Here is a 20,924-nt window from a genome sequence, read left to right as displayed (position 1 = left end):
AATTGACTAAATTACTGGGTTATAGGGTCAGTCATGCAACAAGCAACTTCCGGTTCGGCCGAAAAGCCGCCCAAAATTGAATTCCCCTGCCATTTTCCGATCAAGGTGGTGGGTGAAGCCGCCCCTGATTTCAAGGCTTGCGTCCTGGATGTCCTGGTCACTTCGGAAACCGATTACCTGCAGGAAACCGTCACGGTGGTGGACAGCCGCAATGGCCGTTTCCAATCCGTGCGCATCACCATTCATGCTGAAAATGAACAGCACCTTTCCCGGTTGCATGAAGCCTTGAAAGAAACCGGCCGGGTTCACATGGTTCTTTAAATGACTCAGCCTGCTGCACTGCAAGTACGCTTCCTGGGTCGTCAGCCTTATCAGCCGACCTGGAAGCGCATGCAAGCCTTCACCGACCAACGCTCAGCTGACCAGGCTGATGAACTCTGGGTTCTCGAACATGAGTCTGTTTTCACCCAGGGCCAGGCAGGCAAGGATATTCACTTGCTGAATCCGGGGGACATCCCGGTGGTCAAGGTGGATCGCGGCGGCCAGGTGACCTGGCATGGTCCCGGCCAGTTGATTATTTACCTGCTGCTGAACGTGAAGCGCCTGGATTACGGAGTGCGCGATCTGGTCAATCTGATTGAAGAAAGCCTGATTGCCTATCTGGGTGATCTGGGTATCGAAGCCCACGCCCGGCCCGATGCGCCCGGCGTTTATGTAGGGGATGCCAAGATCGCCGCGCTGGGTTTGAAAATTCGCCGGGGCTGCAGTTTTCATGGCCTAAGCTTCAATATCAACTGCCCGCTAGATGCCTTTGAGAGGATCAACCCCTGTGGTTATGCGGGCATGCCGGTGACCCGTCTGGCGGATCTGCGCCCCGAAATCACATTTCAGCAAGCACAAGAAGACCTACTCAACAGAATCCTGCGTCGCCTCGGGCACCAGCAGGTTACCACCACGAATACTTGGCAGGAGCTGGCATGACTGTAAAAACCCAGGCAAAAAAAATCGTTCAGGGTGAAAAACTGCGCGGTGCGGACAAAACCTCACGGATTCCCATCAAGGTGATTCCCACGGAAACCCTGCCCAAAAAGCCGGACTGGCTGCGCGTACGCATGCCGATCTCACCTGAGGTTAACCGCATCAAGGAAACCCTGCGCCGCCACAAGCTGAACACGGTTTGTGAAGAGGCGTCCTGCCCCAACCTGGGCGAATGTTTTCACGGCGGAACCGCCACCTTCATGATTATGGGGGATATCTGCACCCGCCGTTGTCCTTTCTGTGATGTCGCCCACGGTCGCCCCAATGCTCTGGATGAAAATGAGCCACGGGAAATGGCTGAAGCGATTGCCGAAATGCAGCTCAAATACGTGGTCATCACTTCAGTCGACCGGGATGACCTGCGCGACGGTGGGGCCGGTCACTTTGCCCAGTGCATCCGTGAATTGCGTGAGCGCATGAGCAGCCTGGAAGTGGAAGTACTGGTACCGGATTTTCGCGGTCGGATGGACATCGCCATAGATATTCTGCGTGAAACCCCACCGGATGTTTTCAACCACAATCTGGAAACCGTGCCTCAGCTGTACAAGAAAGTCAGGCCGGGAGCGGATTATCAGTGGTCGCTGGATTTGCTGAAGCGTTATAAAGAAGCCTGCCCCGAGGTACTGACCAAATCCGGTTTGATGCTGGGTGTGGGCGAAACCGACGAGCAGGTGTTGGATGTGATGCGTGACCTGCGTGCCCACAAGGTGGAAATGCTGACCCTGGGACAATACATGCAGCCTTCCAAGGATCACCTGGCGATTGACCGTTGGGTTACTCCAGAGACTTTCGACTGGTTTGCCGAGGAAGGTTACAAAATGGGCTTTAAACACATCGCCTCAGGCCCGCTGGTCAGATCCAGTTATCACGCAGACAAACAGGCGCATGGTGAAAAAATCAGCTGACGCCTGTCAGGCCTGAGCCAGCGCCTGGTGCGTTGGTGAGGTCTGGCAGCTCTTGACCACCCAACCTTGGGTCGGGTGTCCACTGAAGGTGGCCGGTAACTGTTTAAGCAGTGCCTGCCCCTGTTCTGCGCTGGAAACTTTAGCAAAGACACAGGCACCGGTTCCGGTGAGCCAGGGTTGGCAGTCCTGCTCTTGCAGCCACTGAAAACAGGCTTCTACGGGTGGATAAAGCTCTCGCGCCAGAGTGGTGAAATCATTGCTGCCCAGCTGCTGCAAAGCCGCTTTGGCAGTGGTTTTGGGAGTCGATCTGGGCAAGCGGGGATGGCTGAAAAATGCTCCGGTGTTGCAGTGGCAACCCGGATGAATCAGCAGATAATGCGACTCAGGAACCTGCACGGCTTGCAGCTTTTCCCCGACTCCCTCTGCCCAGGCGGTTTGTCCGCGCACAAAAACCGGCACATCGGCACCCAGTTGTAATCCCTTCTCAGCCAGTTGATCCAGACTCAATTCCAGCTTCCAAAGCTGATTCAAGGCCAGAAGGGTGGTGGCGGCATCCGAGCTGCCTGCGCCCAGACCGCCGCCCATGGGGAGTTTCTTGTGCAGACGGATGCTGACACCCAGGCCGGGGTCTGGCCGCAAGGGAGCCAGTAATTCAGCTGCTTTCCAGACCAGATTATCGGCCTGGGGAACCTCTTCCAGCTGATTTTCCAGAACAACCAAACCATCGCTGCGTAGCTTGAAATTCAACTCATCGGCCAGGTCCAGAAACTGAAACAGGGTCTGGAGTTCATGGTAGCCATCTTCCCTTTTAGCGATGATGTGCAAAAACAGATTGAGCTTGGCCGGTGCTGGCAGGCTGAGCTGAGTCATGGGCTTTCTTCTTCCTGGGCGGGAAGGTGAAGCTGCCAGCTGTTGATGGCCAGACGCAATTTCAGGTCACCGTGCCGGGCGATGAGTAGGCTGGGAAGAGAGTAGCCATCCACTTCAGTGAAGCGCCGCCATTCAACCTCCCAGCGTCCCTGGATAAGGTTGCGGGAATCCACCAGCAGGTGCTGGCCGGGTGCAGGCAGGCCTCTGACCCAGTAAATCAGGTTGGATAAAGGAAACTCCCAGCCCAGTCCCTGACGGATCAGGGATTCCGGACTGGAGGCTTCCAGTGTCTGACCATCGGAGGTGGTCAGGGTGACACGAAAAGGCTGACCGTCCAGGCGGGCTGTGCCTTGACCCATGGGGCCAAAGATCATCAATTGATAGCTGAAGCCCTGTTGTTGCCAGTCAAGGTTTGCGGAATGCCGTTCTTCGCCATCCTTGATGGCCAGGCGTCCCTGGGCCTGCCAGTTCCAGAGCTCGGCATTGGCTTGCAATTCCTGGGGCTCCGGTGGAGGCAGCGGCTGGCTGGCGCAGCCGGAAAACAGCAGAACCAGGAGGAGAACAGCGGCAAGGTAACGGTAATCCGGGAGTGATTTCATGGTTGGAATTTCAGCTCGGGTCGTCTTTCCAGGAGTTGGTCAAGCGTTGGGGTGGGTTCTTCCTGCTGCAGCATCTGCTCAATCAGAAGGCGTGCCTCTTCCTGCTCACCCAGTTCCCAGAGAACCTCTGCAAGGTGGGCGGCAATTTCCTCATCGGGAAGGCGTTGGAAGGCTTCTTCCAGGTAGTCCCTGGCTTCTTCCAGGCGATCCAGTCGAAACAGGGCCCAGCCCAGGGAGTCCAGGATTTCCGGTGACTCCCTGTTAAGTGCATGGGCTTTTTTGATCAACAGCAGGCCTTCGTGGGTGCGGTCGTCGGTGCGATTGACCAGGGCGTAGCCCAGGGCATTGAGGGCCATGGCATTATTGGGATCCAGCTCCAGCAACAGGCGCAGATCCTCTTCCATGGTATCCAGTTGATTGAGTTCATAATGGATCAAGGCACGGGTGTAGAGAAGGCGCAAGGATTCCTGATCATCCGGCAGCAAGTCCCGGCCCTGGTTGATCCAATTCAGGGCTCCGCTGAAGTCCTGGTTGCGTCGGTAGAGTTGTTCACCCAGCAAGGTCAGGGGAGTGGTCAGCTCGGGGTTGCTCTGGCGTTTTTCATCCAGCAGTTCCAGGGCGGCTGGCAGCTGGTCGTTGTTGACCAGAAGTTTGACGCTGGCCCGCACTGCATCCAGCAGGGGTTGACCGGCTTCCACCTGGGCGTAGTAGTCGAGAGCCTGCTGCCAGTCTCCCTCTCGTTCGGCCAGCTCGCCCAGATGCAGATAAGCCTGGTCAGCGAGGAGTTCATCATCGGTCAGTTGCAACAGGCTTTTTTGCGCGGCCTCAAATTGCTGGGTTTCCAGCTGGATACGCGCCAGAGCCAGGCGTATCTGGGGGTTGTCCGGCTGCAGGCTGATAATGCGATCAAAGGTTTTTTCTGCCGCTTTCAACTGCTGGTTTTGCAACTGGATTCTGGCCAGCTCCAGCCACAGGCGAACTTCATTGGGCTGGCTCTTTAGGGCTTTTTCCAGAAGCGCTCGGGCGGCCTGGGTGTTGTCCTGACGCCGGTAGATTCTGGCCTGGAGTTGCAAAGCGCGTACATTGTCCGGTTCCAGATCCAGGGCCTGGCTGAGGTGCATTTGTGCGCGCTCGATTTCACCGGCTTCTTCACTCAGAAGGGCCAGGGCGGTTTGCAGGTCGGTGCTGGATTCTTCCCGTTGCTGGCTTTCCTCCAGCATCAACTGGTAAAGCTCGGTAACCACCGGGTTGGCACTTTCAGCCAGGTGCCCGGCCAACAGGGAATAGTTGCTTTCACCACCTAAGTGTTCATAGCGCAGCAGGTGATCAAAGGCTTCCAGGTATTGTTCATTTTGCAGGAGCAAACCGGCTGCGGTACGCTGCGCATCCGGGTTGTTGGGTGCGGTGTTGGCCCAGATAATGGCCGCATCCAGGGAAGCCTGGGGCTGTTGGGCAAACTGGGCAATCCAGGTGGCTCTTTCGGCAACCCCTGGATTCTGGGTGGTCATGGCCAGTTTCATGTAGGTGTTGAGCGCATAGTCGAGTTGATTGCGCTGGCCTGCGATTTCTGCGCTCAGCAGGCCGAAGGTCAGCTCTTCATCCAGGCCCTGAATGGCGGGGAATTGCAGGTTGCGTTCGTGGATGTAGAGATTGGGCTGGGTTGCCTTGCTCAAGCCGACGGGCTGGAATTCAGAGGGCTGGGGTTCGGTGGTGGTACAGGCGGTCAAGCCGCTCAGCAAGAAGAATACAGCCCAGCCTCGCAGAGAAAAAGCTCTGCACAGGCGACGGAAAAAATAATCAGGGTTCGACATGGGGCTTGAGTCTGGTTTCACTTTTGATTGTGCTATCATAACGTCCTTATAGCCAGCTGCGCCTGCAATTTATGTAAGCGGTTGTTTTTTTCTTGCACGTTTTTCTGCCCCGGATTCAAAGGGGTAGCCGACATCTTGGAGTGACGTTTGACGGTGCCAGCAGTACAGCCAATGCGTTTTCTAGCTCTGGGCATAAATCATAAAACGGCACCTGTTGCTTTGCGAGAGCGGGTGGCCTTTTCGCCATCCCAACTGGAAGAGGCAAGCCAGCAGTTACGCGCTCATCAGAGTATCAAAGAAGCAGCCATTATTTCTACCTGTAACCGCACGGAAGTTTACACCCTGGTGGAAGCCGGTGATGTCCGTCCCCTGATGACCTGGCTGAGTGAATTTCATAACCTGTCTTTTGATGAGGTGGCCCGCCACAGCTATATCCATGAAGACCAGTCCGCCATCGGTCACTTGATGCGGGTGGCCAGTGGTCTGGATTCCATGGTGTTGGGTGAACCCCAGATTCTGGGACAGATAAAAGATGCTTATGATCTGGCCAAGCAAAACGCCTTGCTGGGTTCGGGTCTGGAACAGCTTTTTCAACAGGTGTTTGCCACCGCCAAGCGGGTGCGAACTGAAACCGGGATTGGCACCAATCCTGTATCTGTGGCTTATGCGGCCGTCAGTCTGGCCCAGAAGATTTTTTCCGATTTGCGTGACAGCAGCGCCCTTTTGATTGGTGCCGGGGAAACCATTGAACTGGTGGCCCGGCATTTGCGTCAGGCGGGTGTGCAAAAAATGGTGATTGCCAACCGCACGGTGGAAAGGGCCCAGTGCCTGGCCGATGAAGTGCAGGGTGAGGCGGTTGCCCTGAGCGCCATCCCCGATCAGCTGGCCAAGGCGGATATCGTCATCAGTTCAACGGCTGCCCCTCTGCCCATTCTGGGCAAAGGTATGGTGGAAAGGGCTCTCAAACTGCGCCGCCACAAACCCATCTTCATGGTTGATATCGCCGTGCCCCGCGATATTGAACCCCAGGTGGATGAGCTGGATGATATTTTCCTGTTTACAGTTGATGACCTGCAGGAAGTCATTGATGAAAATCTGGCAGCCCGCCGCGAAGCCGCCCAGCAGGCTGAAGAGCTGATCACCGCCAGTGTTCAGGAGTTCATGCGCAGCCTGCGGGTGCGGGATGCCGGGCGCATGATCGGTGAGTTTCGCCAGAATGCTCAACAACTGGCAGAAGCCGAACTCCAGGTGGCCCTCAGCCAGTTGGCCCAGGGGCGGGATGCCCAGGAAGTACTGCACAAGCTCTGTCGCAGCCTGACCAATAAATGGCTGCACCATCCCACGCTGAAGATTCGTGAAGCCTCTGCCGAGAACCGGGGTGATCTGCTGGCAGCAGCGGCTGAACTGCTCAACCTTCAGGCAGGCCAGAGCGTCGAGCCCGACAAGAGCACTTCTTCCAAGTCCTAGATGCCCTGCAACTTAATTTTTTGATTTCTGAGATCCGGATTCCCACTATTTATGAAAGCATCAATTCAAGCCAAATTGGATAACCTGCGGGATCGTTTTGAGGAGCTGTCCGCTCTTCTTTCCGACCCGGAAACCATTAGCCAGCAGGACAAGTTTCGCAATTATTCCAAGGAATATGCCGAACTGGAGCCGGTTATTGAAGCTTATAACCGCTACACCCAGCAGCAGGATGATCTCCAGGCGGCGGAATCCCTCGCCAGTGACGATGACCCGGATATGCGGGAAATGGGTCGGGAAGAAGCTTATGAGTTGAAAGCCGGGCTGGTGGAGCTGGAAGCTGAACTCCAGCGTCTGTTGCTGCCCCGTGATCCCAATGACAGCCGCAATATATTTCTGGAAGTGCGCGCCGGAACCGGTGGGGATGAAGCGGCACTGTTTGCCGGTGACCTCTTTAAAATGTACACCCGTTATGCGGAAAGCAAAGGCTGGCAGGTGGAAATCCTCAGTGCCAGTGACAGCGAAGCCGGTGGCTATAAAGAAGTGATTGCCCGCATCAGTGGTCGCGATGTTTATTCCTATCTGAAATTTGAATCCGGTGTGCATCGTGTCCAGAGGGTGCCGGCCACTGAGTCCCAGGGGCGCATTCATACCTCGGCCTGTACCGTGGCCGTCATGCCTGAAGCCGATGAAGTGGAAGACGTCAATATCAATCCGGCCGATCTGCGGATTGATACCTTTCGCTCCTCAGGTGCAGGCGGTCAGCATGTCAATACCACCGACTCCGCCATTCGCATCACCCACCTGCCCACAGGCCTGGTGGTGGAATGTCAGCAGGAAAGGTCCCAGCATAAAAACAAGGCCAGAGCCATGACCTGGCTGGCCACGCGTCTGAAACAGGATGCTGAAGACCAGGCTCAGCAGGCCCAGTCGGATGCCCGGCGTTCTCTGGTGGGCAGTGGTGATCGTTCGGAACGCATCCGCACCTACAACTTCCCCCAGGGCCGGGTCACGGATCACCGCATCAACCTGACCCTCTACAAGCTGGATGAAATCATTGCCGGTAACCTGGAGGAAGTGGTGTCCGCGCTGGCTCAGGAACAACAAACCGAACTCCTGTCACAACTGGGTGACTGATCGGTGACCTGGACTCTGCAAGGCTGGCTGCGCCAGGCCAGCCAGCGCCTGGATGAGGCCTGCCTGGAAGCCCCCCGTCGTGAAGCCGAGCTGCTGCTTTGTCATCTGTTGAAAAAAAACACCGCCTACCTCTTCACCTGGCCGGAACAACTCCTGGAACCCTGGCAAGAACAACAACTGGATATCTGGCTCAAGCAACGTCTGGAAGGCCAGCCCCTGGCCTGGATTCTGGGGGAATGGGAATTCTGGGGTCTGCCCTTAAAAGTATCTCCCGCCACCCTGATTCCACGTGCCGATACCGAATGCCTGGTTGAAGCGGCCCTGGATATCTGCACGCAAAAACATGCCCGGGTGCTGGATCTGGGCACAGGCACCGGGGCCATTGCTCTGGCTCTGAAACATGAGCGTCCGCAATGGCAGGTGGAGGCCGTGGACATCAACCCGGCAGCAGTGCAGCTGGCCAGGGACAATGCCCGCCAATTGCAGCTGGATGTGCGCATCTGGCAGTCCGACTGGTGGCAGGGCATTCCCCAGGGTGAATATGACCTGATCCTGAGCAACCCTCCTTATATTCGCCCGCAAGACCCGCATCTGACTCAGGGCGATCTGCGTTACGAGCCTGCTTCAGCCCTGGTCGGGGGGGATGATGGACTCCAGGCCTACCGGCAACTGCTGGCGGGGATTCCCCGGCACCTCAAGTCGGGCGGCTGGTTGCTGGTCGAGCATGGCTACGATCAGGAAGCCGAGCTGCAAACCCTGCTTCACCAGGCCGGTCTGGCGGAAATCACCACCCATCGTGACTATGCCGGACAGCCGCGAGTGACCCAGGGAAGCTGGAAAAAAACATATTTTTGATGTGGGGATGTAGTAAACAGCCAGATAACATGATAAAAAACTAAAAGAGCTGATGCTTTTGGCAAGATCAACTAGGCTGAGGGAGAGGATGCCGAACCGATCTGTCAAAAGCGCCACTTGATTGACTAAACAATAATAAAAGGCTGCTCTTATGAAAAACAATAAAGCCAGAACTCTGGACAAGATTGATTTGAAAATTCTCCAGGCATTGCAGGATAATGCCCGCATCTCCTATGTTGACCTGGCCAACAAGGTGGGTCTTTCCACGACTCCCTGCCTGGAAAGGGTCAAACGCCTGGAACGCAAAGGCGTCATCAAAAGCTATAAAGCCATTTTGAATCCCAAATACCTGCGAGCCAACCTTCTGGTTTTTGTGGAAATCAGTCTGGAAACCCAGTCTCCGGCCGTATTTGATGAGTTCCGCAGGGCCGTGGCCAAACTGCCGCAAATTCAGGAATGTCACTTGGTTTCCGGCCAGTTTGATTATATTCTCAAGTGTCGCATCCCGGAAATGAGCGCCTATCGGCAACTGCTCGGTGATGTCGTGCTGACCCTGCCGGGTGTCAAAGAATCCAAGAGTTATGTGGTGATGGAAGAAGTGAAAGAAGATACTGCGATTTATGTACCTGAACTGCAGGAGTTTGACCAGGATCATCTGGCATGACCTCTGAGTTGAGCGATGAACAGCTGTTGCGTTACAGCCGCCAGCTTCTTCTGCCGGAAATGGACGTGGCCGGTCAGCAGCGGTTGTTGCACAGCCGTGTGCTTCTTGTAGGTCTGGGCGGGCTGGGTTCACCGGTTGCCCTTTATCTGGCTGCTGCCGGTGTGGGTGAGCTGCATCTGGCCGATCACGATCGGGTGGATCTGTCCAATCTCCAGCGCCAGATCGCTCACCAGGAAACCAGCATCGGTGAATTGAAGGTGGAATCGGCCCGCCAACAGCTTCAGCAAATCAACAGCAGCACCCAGGTGGTTTGTTATCCGCACCAGCTGGAAGGGGAGGCTCTGTTGCAGGCTGTAGCCCAGGTGGATCTGGTTTGTGACTGCAGTGACCGCTTTGCCACCCGTTTTGCGGTTAACCGTGCCTGTTGGCAACTGGGCAAGCCTCTGGTTTCCGGGGCCGCTATTCGTTTTTCCGGGCAGCTTTCGGTGTTCGATCCACGCCGTGATGACAGCCCCTGCTATGCCTGTATCTATGACGAAGACGCCCGGGATGAAGAACTCAGTTGCTCGGAAAGCGGTGTTCTCGCGCCCCTGGTCGGGGTGATTGGCAGTCTGCAGGCTGTGGAGGCCCTGAAACTGCTGGCTGGCTGTGGTCAGCCGGCGGTTGGCAAGCTGCTGACCTATGATGCCCTGCGTGCAGAAATGCGCACCCTCAAGCTGGGCAGAGATCCCCGCTGTGCCTGCTGTGGCTCCTGAAGTTTTGCCGGTTGATTTCGACTGATGGCTGATTTACGTCTTTTGTCCTCGCCCTGGCTGGTCCGGCTTGCACCCTGGCTTTTTGTCTTGCTCTGGAGCACCGGCTTTATCAGTGCCAAATATGGCCTGCCTTACAGTGAACCCTTTACCTTTCTAAGCTGGCGCATGGGGCTCAACCTCTTGTGTTTTGCTCTCCTTTTGAAAGTCTTTGCGGTGAGCTTGCCGCGCAGCTGGCGACTCTGGAGACAGCAACTGCTGGCCGGAAGTCTGATTCACGGTGCCTATCTGGGAGGCGTCTTTTCCGCCATAGATGCCGGGATTCCGGCCGGTCTCACCGCTCTGCTGGTCGGCCTGCAACCTCTGTTGACCGGTTTTCTGGTTTATCTGTTCTGGCAACAAAAACTCGGCCTGCGCCAGTGGGGCGGCCTGGTTCTGGGGTTGGTGGGGGTGCTTCTGGTGCTCCAGCAAACAGCCGATATGCAACTGGAGAGCGTGAGCATTACCTGGCAGGGTCTGCTTTGGGTTTTGCTGGCCTTGCTGGGCATTACCCTGGGCACCCTTTACCAGAAGCAGGCTTGTGACCCTCAGCCCTTGCTGGCGACCTCTTTCATGCAGTATTCGGCCACTTTTGTACTTGTTCTTTTGGGAGCCGGGTTGCGGGGCGAAGGTGCAGTCGAATGGCATCCTGATTTTATTCTGGCTCTGGGCTGGTCGGTACTGGTTCTTTCTGTCGGCGCACTCTTGCTTTTGCTGATGATGATCAAGGCCGGTGAAGCCACGCGAACCGCCAGTTACTTCTATCTGGCCCCGCCTCTGACCGCTCTGGAAGCCTGGTTGCTGTTTGATGAACGCATGACGGGCCTGGCACTGGCAGGTATGCTGTTGACCGTGCTGGGTGTTTACTGGGCCAATCGATCCACCCGTACCGAACGCTAAGTCACCTCTGATTAAGTTGATCCAGGGGGCCAGTGGGTAGGTTTCCTGGTTGTATCTGTGCGATAATTTTTGTTTTCCTGAAGCGGATTACAGGCAACCCATCATGCCCCACCTGTTGCGTATTATTCTGATTCATGGCCACCTGGACGGTGTGGTTGAGCTGGCTCTGGATGGTCACACCAATATCTGTGGCACCAATGCCTCGGGCAAAACCACCCTGCAACGGCTGGTGCCGGTTTTTTATGGTGAGCTGCCCAACAAGGTGGTGCCCAAAACCCGCAAGAAATTCGATGATTTTTATCTGCCCAACAGCAATTCCTACCTGATTTATGAATACCGCCGTGAAGACGGGGATACCTGCCAGGCGGTGTTGACGCGCAAATCGGACGGCGGGGTCGAGTATCGTTTTGTCAAAGCCGCCTACCAGCCCGACCACTATCTGGTGGCCAGTGAAGACGGAGTGGCCGGTCTTTCCTATTCGGACTGGGCCAGCCACCTGCGGCAGTTGCAGATTCCGGTTTCCCCCAAGTTGTCCGCCACCTCCGAATTTCGCAGTGTCATACAAAATGATTTCAGCCTGTTAAGGGGCAACAGCCGCGATGGCTTGCGTTTGCGTCAGTTGGCCGCCCAGTACAGCCTGGTGAAACAGACTCATCGCATTCGTCACATGGAAAAGCTGGTTTCTGCCGTGCATGCCAAGGAAGGCAAGATGGATACCCTGAAAACCATGCTGGCGGCCATTTTTGAAGAAGACGGTGTGGAACTGCCGGTGACCGGCGTACGCAACACCAAGGCCAAGGAATGGATTCAGCAGATGCGCCAGTCCATGCGTCTGGACAAACTGCAGCAGGAATTTGCCCAGCTGCAAACCCTGTCCCGGCAACTGGCGGCAACCGAAGCCGAACTCTGGCAGCTGCAGCCCCTGCTGGAAAAGGATGCTGCCCAGCTGCAACAGCGTCTGGCCGATGATGACGCCCAGCTCAATCAATTGAGCCGTGAACTCAACCAGCAACAACAGGCTTATGAAGAGCAGCGCAATGAGCTGAATGACCAGCTCAGTGAACAACGCAGTGAATTGAGCCGTGTCCAGGGAGAACTGGATGATTTGCATGCCCGCTATGATGACTACCTGGAGCGGGATATGCCGGGCCTGGAAGCCGACCTGCAACGCCTGCCGGAATGGCGCCAGGATCAGGAAGAATTGCAGAAACACCTGCAACTGATGCGTGATGAACTGGGGGATTCCCAACAGAAGCTGGAAGCCCGCAAACTGGAGCTGTCCCAGGAGCTGGAACGCCAATCCCAGGAAAGCTACCGGCGCATCGACCAGCTCCAGATTGAAAAAGAAGAGCAGCGCGAACGTCAGGAAGAGGAAAAAGCCCGTCAACAACAGGCTTATGAAACCCAACTGCAGGAACAGCAGGAAGGATTCCAGCAGCAACTGGAAAAGCTCACCGAACAACTGGCCGAACTCAAGGCGGGTCTGCATGGCAGTCTGCTGACGGATGCCGAAAAACAGGCCCAGGAACTGGCTCAGGCGCGCCTGGAACAGGCCCAGTCGACTCGCCAGGATCGAACCCTCACCCTGGATAACCTGCGTCAGCAACTGGATTCCAGAAAAAACCAACGCCAGCAAGCCAGTGATCAGCTAACGCGTCTGCGTCAGGAGCTCAGTCAGGCCGTAAGCCACTGCCGGACCCTGTATCGCCAGCGTGACCCTGAAGAAGGCAGCCTGCGGCATTTTCTGCGCTTTCATCAACCCGGATGGGAACAAACCCTGGGCAAGGTGCTCCGGTCGGATCTGCTGGAGCGCAGTGATCTGGCTCCGCAGCAGTTGCCGGAAGGCTCGGCAGGCATTTTCAACTTGCATCTGGACTTGAATGCCATTGACCTGCCGGATTACGCCCGTGATGAAGCCGCCCTGCTGCTGGCCATAGAAGCCGCTGAAAACCGCCAGCAACAACTGGATGCAGAAGCGGAAGAAGCCGAAAAGCTTCTGGCGGAAGCCAACCTTCAGGTCAAACACCAGCAGGAAGCCTATAATCAGGCACGCCTGGCTGTCGATCAGGCCCAGGCTGAAATCAATTTTGCCACCGATGCCCGCAACCGCCTTCTGGAAGAACATCGCCAACTGGAAAAGCAGCGGCGTCAGGAGCGTCAGCAGGCCGTTGAACAGCTGCAAGAGCACAAGCAACACCAACAACAGCAGCGCGAACAGACACTGGCCCAGTTGAAACACGAATACCAGGCCCAGTCTCTGGAATTCAAGGCCGACTGGCAGGAACAGCTGGCCGGGTTTGATCGCCAGATTCAACAGCTGCACGCCCAGTTGCAGGACAAACGCAATGAACAAAAACGCCAACTGGAGGAACTGGAAGCGGCTTTCAACCGTGAACTGCAGGAAAAGCAGCTGGACCCCAGACATCTGCGCGAAGCCGAAGAGCGTTTGCAAAATTTGACCTCGGCCATACGTACCACAGCCAGCCGCAAGGATGAGCTGGAGGATTACCGGAAATTCATGCGCCTTGACTGGGAAAAGCGCAAACCGGAGCTGGTGCTCAAAGAAACCGACCTCAAGCACCGGGAACGCCAGACCGATCAGCAGTTACAATCCTTGAAAGCCCGCTTTCAGACGGACCGCAACCAATACAAGCAGCAGTTGCAGCAACTCAAAAAGAGCCTGGAAGATCAGCAGCGTTTGCTGAACCAGGTACAGCCTCTGCTCAGCCGTCTGGAAAGCCTGCCCGCACCGGATCAACCGCCACAGAGTGACAGCCAGGCCGTTGACCTGACTGAACGCATTGAACGCACCCATGCGGCCCTGGCCGACAGCGAACGCTTGAGCAGCCAACTGAAGCGCTCACTGGAAGACTTTGAAACCCATTTGATCAAGGATGCCAGCAGTGATTTTGTCGATTATCTGAATGCCGAGCGTCAGAAGCTGGAAGGGGATCGCCCCGGCAGCAGTAGTCCGCGTCAGTTGCTGCCCATCCTGGCGGGCATGCTGAAACTGCTGGAAGATCAACAGCAGCAACTGCTGGAACAGGGGCGTAATCTGGGCGGGGATCTGAGCAAGTTTTTCACGGTTTTTCGTGACCTTAATCTGCGCATCAATGAACAAAGCCGACGTCTGAGCCGGGAAGTCGCCGATGATCTGGTGCTGGAAGGCATCAGCAAATCCGAGGTTAAAATCCAGTCCACCATCGATGAGCTGGGTTTCTGGAAGCCCCTGCGGCGTTTTGCTTCCCTTTACGAACAGTGGCGGCAATCCGGCAATCCCCTACCGGACAATGACTATCTGAATGCCCTGGCCGATGTGGTGGAACTGCTGCGCAGTGACCAGAGCTACAGCTTTGAAAGTCTGCTGCGCCTGGAGCTGCACCTGAATGAAGGCGGCACAGACCTGATCATCAAGAATGATCGCCAGCTGCTGGAATCCTCCAGTCATGGCATGGCTTATCTGATCCTGTGCAAATTCCTGCTGGCCTTTACCCGCCTGCTGCGCGGTCAGGCGAAAATTGCCATCCACTGGCCGATTGATGAAATCGGCACCCTGGCCTACCACAATGTCGAGAAGCTTTTTAAAGCCTGTGAAAGCAATGACATCCATATCGTCGGGGCTTTTCCCAACCCGGAATCCGATGTGCTTTTGCTCTTCCAGCATCGCTATCTGATCGACCGCGACCGAAATAACCCCAACCGGCGGCAGTTGAAGCGTATTGAACCCCAACTCAGCCGCCTGGCTGAACGCCTGCAGGAAAGACAGCAGGAGGTGACCCCATGATGCCCATGCAGTACGGCCCTCTGGTGGAGCGGCTGCTGGCTGGTGAGTTTGTCTGCCCGATCACTGATGAAGATGCCTATCGGCATTTGCAGGACGAAACCACACGGGAAGTAATTGATGACTATCTGAAACCTCTCAACCGGCGTCTGGCCAGCAACCCGGAAGGCAGCGTCTGGTTTCTGGCCTGGCTGGAACTGGGCAAGGAGGCCCGCGAGCAGCTGTCCGGTCAGTTGGCACTGACCATGAACAGCCTGCAACCCCTGCTGGAGTGGATGCAGCTGGTTCAGGAAGCCCTGGGCCGGGATGCGGTCATGTCGGCCGGGGATGTGTTGAAACCCGCCGAATTCACCCTGAAATGCGAAGACAACGCCAGTCTCAAGGATCGCCTGCAACGCCTGGCTGCGGATCGTTTTTTCAACTCCCAGAGTGATGCCCTGGACAATCAGGTCAAGCTGATTTTTCGTCGCCTGAAAGAACATGGCTATCTGCTGCAGCCCCACAGTGATCGCCAGTATTATCTGGTCACCAGCAAGGTGGATTATCTGGTGGATCTGATCCGCTTTATCCGCGATGAAGAAAACCTGCCTGTCGACGATGAACCTCAGCAACAGGAGAGGCTGATCTGATGAGCCAGGAGGAGTTTGCCAGCAGCCTGGTCAAGACCGGGGTCGAACGCCTGGCCCTGCTGGGCAAGCATGCCCAGGCCTTGATGCAGGGCTACGTGGGGGAGGAGGTCGACCCCAGTGCCTTCAGTGAAACCGCCCTGAAAAAACTCCAGGCAGCGCGCATTCTCTGGCGCTCGGATGACCAGTCCGGGCTCAAGCTCAGCCACAGGGTTCGGGATCTGATTGCGGAAATGCTGGCGGATGAAAAACGCCGCCACGTCAATGCCGATGTCGCCGAAACCCTGGAGCTGGTTCGCAATCTGGTGCAGGGCTATCGTGAGGCCCAATCCCGTGGTGATTATCTGCTGGCCGAACAACAACAGCTGCGTCTGACCCAGGAAGTGGATGATCTCAACAGCCGTTTTGCCGATGCCATTGACAGTCTCTGGCAGCGCCTCAACAGTGATTTTGGTTTTGTCTCCAGCCTGAATGACAAGATTCGCGAAAATGAACGCGCTCAGAAGCAGATCACCCGTTTGCTGGACGGTATGGAGCTGATCGATTTTGATGAGCTGATCCAGCTGGTGGATGGCAATGGCCCGTTGCGTAAACTTCTGATCAGTCAGTTGCAAAATCAGCTGTCCAGCCACTACACCAGCCTGCGCGAAGTCCAGAGTCGTCTGGTGCAACTGATGGCACGCTTTCGTCAGCAGCAGGCCCGCAGTCTGTTGGTGAATGGCATGGTGGCTTTTCTGCGCGAGCATCCGGGTTTTCAGCCGGGTAATTATGCCAAGCGCAGCCAGGTGCCCGATCTGGTCAACCTGGCGGCTCCCCTGCATCCGGCTGCTGCCGTGGCCCTGGATCGCTCCAGTGAGAGTGATCTGCTCGCGGAATGGGTCAGGCAATTGCCCCGACGCCCCGAAACCTCGGTTGTGGCCCAGGTGGCAGCCCCGGCCTCCTGGCCAGAGGATGAGCAGGTGGCAGCCCGACAGCAAAAGCTCAAGCAGGCTGTGGAAGAGTTTTATCTGCAGGTGATAGATTCGGGGAAAGTGATCAGTGCTCTGGAGTATTGGCAGAACCACCAGTTGCCGTGGGACGCGGAAATCTGGCTTTACCAGGTGATTGCCGAGCACCAGGGCCTGCCTGCCCGGGAGCAAAACCAGTTTCGTCTCTGGCAGGAGGAAAGCCCGGCGAGTCGCTGGAATCAGGTCTACCTGATTCATGATGTCCACCTTCAGGTAGCCCCCACAGGAGCGACTGCATGAATCAGGCCAGGCTAAGCAGTGCTGCCCGCAAAATGCTCAGAGGCATCCAGCAAAAACTGAAAACCCACCCGCAGGTGGACAAACCCCTGAGCAGCCCCACTCTTCAGGAAATTCTGGCCTGGTGCCGGGAATTTCAACTGCATGAAGGCAGCCGCTGCGGTAGCAAACACTTTACCTTTGATGCCCTTTTCCTTAAACAGATCGAAAAAACTCTGAAGCAGTTGGGGCAGCATCCTCTGGCCCAGGAGTACCAGCACCTGAATCGTGAAGACCAGGCGGCCAGTGGACTGGATGAGTACAAGCAGCAGGGCGAGAAACCCCGTGAACAGCGTATTCTGGCCAAACTTCCAGCCGTTGCCGGGGATACCCTTCTGAAGATGCTTCTGCACAATCCGCAGCGCTTGACGCTGGATCTGGACTGGCGGGAAGTGGATCTGACCTGCTTTGAGCAACTTCTGGTGGTGGAAAATCTGGACAGCTTTTACAGCTATGCCGAGGGGGACTATGGATTGCCGGAGCAGCTCAACCAGGCCTTGGTGGTTTATCGCGGCGATCAGCTTTATGCTTCCGGTTTGAAGCAGTTGAAAAACTGCTGGCGCGACACCGGAAAGCCTTGTCTCTATCTGGGGGACTTTGATGCCAAGGGGGTGAATATCGCCCTGAATGAAGGCTACACCCACCTGCTGCTACCACCCCTGAGCTTTCTTAAAGACAAGGCCGCAGCTCTGCATCAGCCGGAACAGCAGTTGCTTTACCAGAAAAGCCTGCGTCAGAAATTACAGCAGTTACCCGCCAGCCATCCTTTGGTTGACTACCTGCGCCTGCTGGTCAATGACCAGCGTGGCCTCAAGCAGCAGTGGTTTCGTGAGACGCGGCTGGAACTACTGCCCTTGAAGTAACCCGGCTTGCGCACCTCCCTGTGCCTTCACTTTAAGCCTGATCCAGCTTGTCCTTGAGCAGTTGGTTCACCGCCTGAGGATTGGCGGTGCCCTTGGAGGCTTTCATCACCTGGCCGACAAAAAAGCCGATCATCTTGCCGCGTTTATCCGGCTCGGCAGCTTTGTACTGCTCCACCTGGGGCTGGTTGCTGGCAAGCACCTCATCAATGATGGCTTCAATGGCACCTGTGTCCGTGACCTGTTTTAAACCCTTGGCAGCAATGATTTCATCCGCAGTCTGACCGTCACCGGCCCAGAGGGCGGCAAACACCTGCTTGGCGGCCTTGCCGTTGATGGTGTCATCACCCAGGCGCTTAAGCAGACCGGCCAATTGTTCAGGAGCAACCGGTGCCTGGGTGATGTCCAGGCTTTCACGATTCAACTGGGCAGACACTTCGCCGGTCACCCAGTTGGCGGCCAGCTTGGCATCCCCGCAGATTTCCGTGACCCGGTCAAAATACTCGGCCAGCGGGCGGCTGGCGGCAAGAACCCCGGCATCATACTCGGACAGGCCCAGCTTGCTGGTAAAGCGCTGGCGCTTTTGTTCCGGCAATTCCGGCAGGCCTTCCTTCAGATGCTGGATATAGGCGGCATCCAACTCGATGGGCAAGAGATCCGGGCAGGGGAAGTAGCGGTAGTCATTGGCTTCTTCCTTGGTACGCATGGAGCGGGTTTCATCCTGATCCGGGTCATACAGGCGGGTTTCCTGAATGACACGGCCACCGTCTTCGATCAGCTCGATCTGACGCTCGATTTCGTGGTTGATGGCTTTTTCCACAAAGCGGAAGGAGTTGACGTTTTTGATCTCGCAGCGAGTCCCCAGCTTTTCCTGACCCTTGGGCCGGATGGAAACATTGGCATCGCAGCGCATGGAGCCTTCGGCCATATTGCCATCGGAAATACCCAGGTAGGTGACGATGGCATGAATCCCTTTCAGGTAAGCCACAGCTTCCTTGGCTGAGTTCATGTCCGGCTCGGAAACGATCTCCAACAGGGGTGTGCCTGCACGGTTAAGGTCCACACCGGTCATGCCGTGGAAGTCTTCATGCAGGCTTTTACCGGCATCCTCTTCCAGATGGGCATGGTGGATACGGATTTTTTTGATGCCACCGTCTTCCAGGGGAATATCCAGGTGCCCCAGACCGACAATGGGCTCGGCCATCTGGCTGGTCTGGTAACCCTTGGGCAGATCCGGGTAAAAATAGTTTTTGCGCTCAAAGGAAGAGCGGGGCGGAATCTCGGAGTTGACCGCAAGGCCGAACAGCACGGCCATTTCCACGGCCTTCTCGTTGAGAACCGGAAGAACACCGGGCATGCCCAGATCAATGACGCAGGCCTGGGTGTTGGGTTCGGCCCCAAAGCGGGTGCTGGCCCCGGAAAAAATCTTGGATTCTGTGGCGAGCTGGGCATGTACCTCCAACCCGATAACGGCTTCCCATTGCATAGTACTAACCTTTTAATTAACTGATTTTGCAAACTTTGCAGAAGCAGAACGAGTCACTTTTGCAAGCAGTGCTGCTCTCGACGCATTCGGCTTTCCTGCGACATGCATGGATGCATAAGTGCAGCGAAAGCAGGGAAAGCAAAAGCTGCCCTCAAGCGTCGCGCTGCGCAATCCCTGCTCCGCTGGACGCAGCAACTCCTTGCCGTGACTTGTTCTTAACCACCCATCTTTTATTAGGAAGCTTCTAATTAACGTAACGAGCGCAGGTAAGACAAGGCGAAATTGAACGAAAAAGCGGAGTTTACACGAAGTAAATGAGCATTTTGAGGCCAATTTCAACACAGTATTAGCAAGCGCAGTAGTTAATCATGGCTTCTTAGTCCAACCTGGGTGCCTGGAGGTGATGATCGGTCACCTGCTGGAACTGGTGGGCCACGTTCAGCAGTCGCCCTTCATCAAAGTGGTTGCCGATCAGTTGCATACCGATGGGGCGTCCGCCCACCTGACCCGCAGGCACTGACATGGCAGGCAGGCCCGCCAGGTTGACACCCAGGGTGTAAATATCTTCCAGGTACATCTGCACCGGATCATTGTTCTTGCTGCCCAGGTCAAAAGCCGGTGTGGGTGTGGTGGGTGCCAGCAGCAGATCCACCTCGTTAAAGGCTTTCTGGAAGTCTTCAGTGATCATGCGGCGCAGCTGTTGAGCCTTGCGGTAGTAAGCATCATAGAAGCCTTCGGAGAGGGCGTAGGTGCCGATCAGGATGCGGCGTTTGACCTCGGCTCCAAAACCTTCGCTGCGTGAGCGTTTGTAGAGGTCTTCCAGATCCTTGGGGTCTTCACAGCGATAACCGTAGCGTACGCCGTCAAAGCGGGATAGGTTGGAGCTGGCTTCAGCCGGGGCTATCACATAGTAGGCCGGAATCGCCAGGCGGGTCAGCGGCAGACTGACTTCCTTAATCTGGGCACCCAGTTTTTCCAGTTCCTGGATGGCGGTCTGCAGGCGTTCAGCCATTTCCGGGTTGAGGTCGTCACCAAAGTATTCCTTGGGCAAACCCAGTTTCAGGCCTTGCAGAGGCTCTTTCAGCAGGCTGGGGTAATCCGGTACACAGCGCTGGAGGCTGGTGGAGTCGCGGGGATCAAAACCGGCCATGGCTTTCAGTAGCAGGGCGCAGTCTTCGGCACTGCGGGCCATGGGGCCTGCCTGATCCAGGCTGGAGGCATAGGCAATGATACCCCAGCGGGACACACGGCCATAAGTGGGCTTGATGCCGGTAATACCGCAGAAGGCCGCCGGTTGGCGAATCGAGCCGCCGGTGTCGGTGCCGGTGGCGGCCGGTGTCAGGCGGGCGGCCAGGGCGGCGGCGGAGCCACCGGAGGAACCGCCGGGAACGGCCTGGGTGTCCCAGGGGTTTTTAACCGCTCCGTAGAAAGAGCTTTCGTTGGAGGAGCCCATGGCGAACTCATCCAGATTGGTTTTGCCCAGGGAAACCATACCGGCTGCGGCGAGTTTATCGACCACGGTGGCTGAATAGGGTGCAGTGAAATTATCCAGGATTTTGGAACCACAGGAGGTTTTGACCCCCAGGGTGCAAAAGATATCCTTGTGGGCCAGGGGGATGCCGGTCAGGGGGTTGGCCTGCTTCTGGCTGATGATTTCGTCGGCTACAGCCGCTTCCTTCAGGGCCTGTTCAGGCGTGACGCTGATAAAGGCATTCAGTTGGCTGTTGTGTTGCTGGATACGATCCAGAAAAGCCTGGGTGAGCTCGGTGCTGGAAAAATCACCAGAGGCCAGGCCTTGGGCCATCTGGGTCAGGCTCAGGTCAATCATGCTGTCTCCTAAAAATCGGCTGTTTC

The 20,924-nt window shown here is 56.3% G+C and carries 18 protein-coding genes; 13 read left to right on the top strand and 5 right to left on the bottom strand.

Features of this window, described 5'->3' with window-relative positions; genetic code table 11:
* Positions 1-33: 33 nt before the first annotated feature.
* The 3 genes from LG323_RS05945 to lipA are packed head-to-tail and all read left to right on the top strand — an operon-like array spanning position 34 to position 1,943.
* Positions 34-321, top strand: a complete 288-nt coding sequence (locus LG323_RS05945) for a YbeD family protein (protein ID WP_404419847.1) — start codon at positions 34-36, stop codon at positions 319-321.
* Positions 322-981 (top strand): lipoyl(octanoyl) transferase LipB, encoded by a 660-nt coding sequence (lipB, locus tag LG323_RS05940; protein ID WP_404419846.1) that lies wholly within the window; start codon positions 322-324, stop codon positions 979-981.
* Positions 978-1,943 carry a lipoyl synthase gene (gene lipA, locus LG323_RS05935; RefSeq protein WP_404419845.1) on the top strand — a complete coding sequence of 322 codons (966 nt, stop codon included), beginning with the start codon at positions 978-980 and terminating at the stop codon, positions 1,941-1,943. The genes lipB and lipA overlap by 4 nt, the downstream gene beginning before the upstream one ends.
* Positions 1,944-1,949: 6 nt before the next feature.
* Here the strand turns inward: lipA and ispE are convergent, their stop codons facing one another.
* Genes ispE through LG323_RS05920 form a run of 3 tightly spaced genes read right to left on the bottom strand, consistent with a single transcriptional unit; the run spans position 1,950 to position 5,223 of the window.
* Complete coding sequence (gene ispE / locus LG323_RS05930; protein WP_404419844.1) at positions 1,950-2,813, bottom strand: 4-(cytidine 5'-diphospho)-2-C-methyl-D-erythritol kinase; 864 nt, start codon at positions 2,811-2,813, stop codon at positions 1,950-1,952.
* A complete protein-coding gene (lolB, locus tag LG323_RS05925; protein WP_404419843.1) occupies positions 2,810-3,412 on the bottom strand; it encodes a lipoprotein insertase outer membrane protein LolB in 603 nt (200 codons plus the stop codon). Before lolB ends, ispE begins: the two co-directional genes overlap by 4 nt.
* A complete protein-coding gene (locus tag LG323_RS05920) occupies positions 3,409-5,223 on the bottom strand; it encodes a tetratricopeptide repeat protein (protein WP_404419842.1) in 1,815 nt (604 codons plus the stop codon). Before LG323_RS05920 ends, lolB begins: the two co-directional genes overlap by 4 nt.
* Positions 5,224-5,394: 171 nt before the next feature.
* Between LG323_RS05920 and hemA the strand changes: the two genes are divergently transcribed.
* The 10 genes from hemA to LG323_RS05870 all read left to right on the top strand — a co-directional run bounded on the left by hemA (position 5,395) and on the right by LG323_RS05870 (position 17,587).
* Positions 5,395-6,690 carry a glutamyl-tRNA reductase gene (gene hemA, locus LG323_RS05915; RefSeq protein ID WP_404419841.1) on the top strand — a complete coding sequence of 432 codons (1,296 nt, stop codon included), beginning with the start codon at positions 5,395-5,397 and terminating at the stop codon, positions 6,688-6,690.
* Positions 6,691-6,741: 51 nt separating this feature from the next.
* Positions 6,742-7,824: a peptide chain release factor 1 gene (gene prfA / locus LG323_RS05910; RefSeq protein ID WP_404419840.1), complete on the top strand. Its 1,083-nt coding sequence runs from the start codon at positions 6,742-6,744 to the stop codon at positions 7,822-7,824.
* Positions 7,825-7,827: 3 nt separating this feature from the next.
* A complete protein-coding gene (gene prmC, locus LG323_RS05905; RefSeq protein WP_404419839.1) occupies positions 7,828-8,679 on the top strand; it encodes a peptide chain release factor N(5)-glutamine methyltransferase in 852 nt (283 codons plus the stop codon).
* A gap of 151 nt (positions 8,680-8,830) precedes the next feature.
* Positions 8,831-9,343: a leucine-responsive transcriptional regulator Lrp gene (gene lrp, locus LG323_RS05900; protein WP_310695726.1), complete on the top strand. Its 513-nt coding sequence runs from the start codon at positions 8,831-8,833 to the stop codon at positions 9,341-9,343.
* Positions 9,340-10,098, top strand: a complete 759-nt coding sequence (locus LG323_RS05895) for a HesA/MoeB/ThiF family protein (RefSeq protein ID WP_404419838.1) — start codon at positions 9,340-9,342, stop codon at positions 10,096-10,098. The genes lrp and LG323_RS05895 overlap by 4 nt, the downstream gene beginning before the upstream one ends.
* Positions 10,099-10,122: 24 nt before the next feature.
* Positions 10,123-11,034 (top strand): DMT family transporter, encoded by a 912-nt coding sequence (locus LG323_RS05890; protein ID WP_310695728.1) that lies wholly within the window; start codon positions 10,123-10,125, stop codon positions 11,032-11,034.
* A gap of 103 nt (positions 11,035-11,137) precedes the next feature.
* The gene (locus LG323_RS05885; protein ID WP_404419837.1) at positions 11,138-14,818 is read left to right on the top strand and encodes an ATP-binding protein; all 3,681 of its coding nucleotides are present in this window, start codon (positions 11,138-11,140) and stop codon (positions 14,816-14,818) included.
* Entirely contained in the window at positions 14,815-15,444 is a 630-nt protein-coding gene (locus tag LG323_RS05880; RefSeq protein WP_404419835.1) for a condensin complex protein MksE, read from the top strand. The genes LG323_RS05885 and LG323_RS05880 overlap by 4 nt, the downstream gene beginning before the upstream one ends.
* Positions 15,444-16,688: a hypothetical protein gene (locus LG323_RS05875; protein ID WP_404419834.1), complete on the top strand. Its 1,245-nt coding sequence runs from the start codon at positions 15,444-15,446 to the stop codon at positions 16,686-16,688. The genes LG323_RS05880 and LG323_RS05875 overlap by 1 nt, the downstream gene beginning before the upstream one ends.
* Positions 16,685-17,587 carry a hypothetical protein gene (locus LG323_RS05870; RefSeq protein ID WP_404419832.1) on the top strand — a complete coding sequence of 301 codons (903 nt, stop codon included), beginning with the start codon at positions 16,685-16,687 and terminating at the stop codon, positions 17,585-17,587. Before LG323_RS05875 ends, LG323_RS05870 begins: the two co-directional genes overlap by 4 nt.
* Positions 17,588-17,618: 31 nt before the next feature.
* Here LG323_RS05870 and gatB read toward each other — a convergent pair whose 3' ends face one another.
* Positions 17,619-19,070, bottom strand: a complete 1,452-nt coding sequence (gene gatB / locus LG323_RS05865) for an Asp-tRNA(Asn)/Glu-tRNA(Gln) amidotransferase subunit GatB (protein ID WP_404419831.1) — start codon at positions 19,068-19,070, stop codon at positions 17,619-17,621.
* Positions 19,071-19,446: 376 nt separating this feature from the next.
* Positions 19,447-20,898 carry an Asp-tRNA(Asn)/Glu-tRNA(Gln) amidotransferase subunit GatA gene (gatA, locus tag LG323_RS05860; RefSeq protein WP_404419830.1) on the bottom strand — a complete coding sequence of 484 codons (1,452 nt, stop codon included), beginning with the start codon at positions 20,896-20,898 and terminating at the stop codon, positions 19,447-19,449.
* Between the last annotated feature and the right edge of the window lie 26 nt (positions 20,899-20,924).

It is taken from the genome of Marinospirillum sp., from assembly GCF_044810985.1.
Lineage (GTDB): Bacteria > Pseudomonadota > Gammaproteobacteria > Pseudomonadales > Halomonadaceae > Marinospirillum.
The sequence above is the reverse complement of the archived record's forward strand: the minus strand, read 5'-3'. Positions and strand labels throughout refer to the sequence as shown.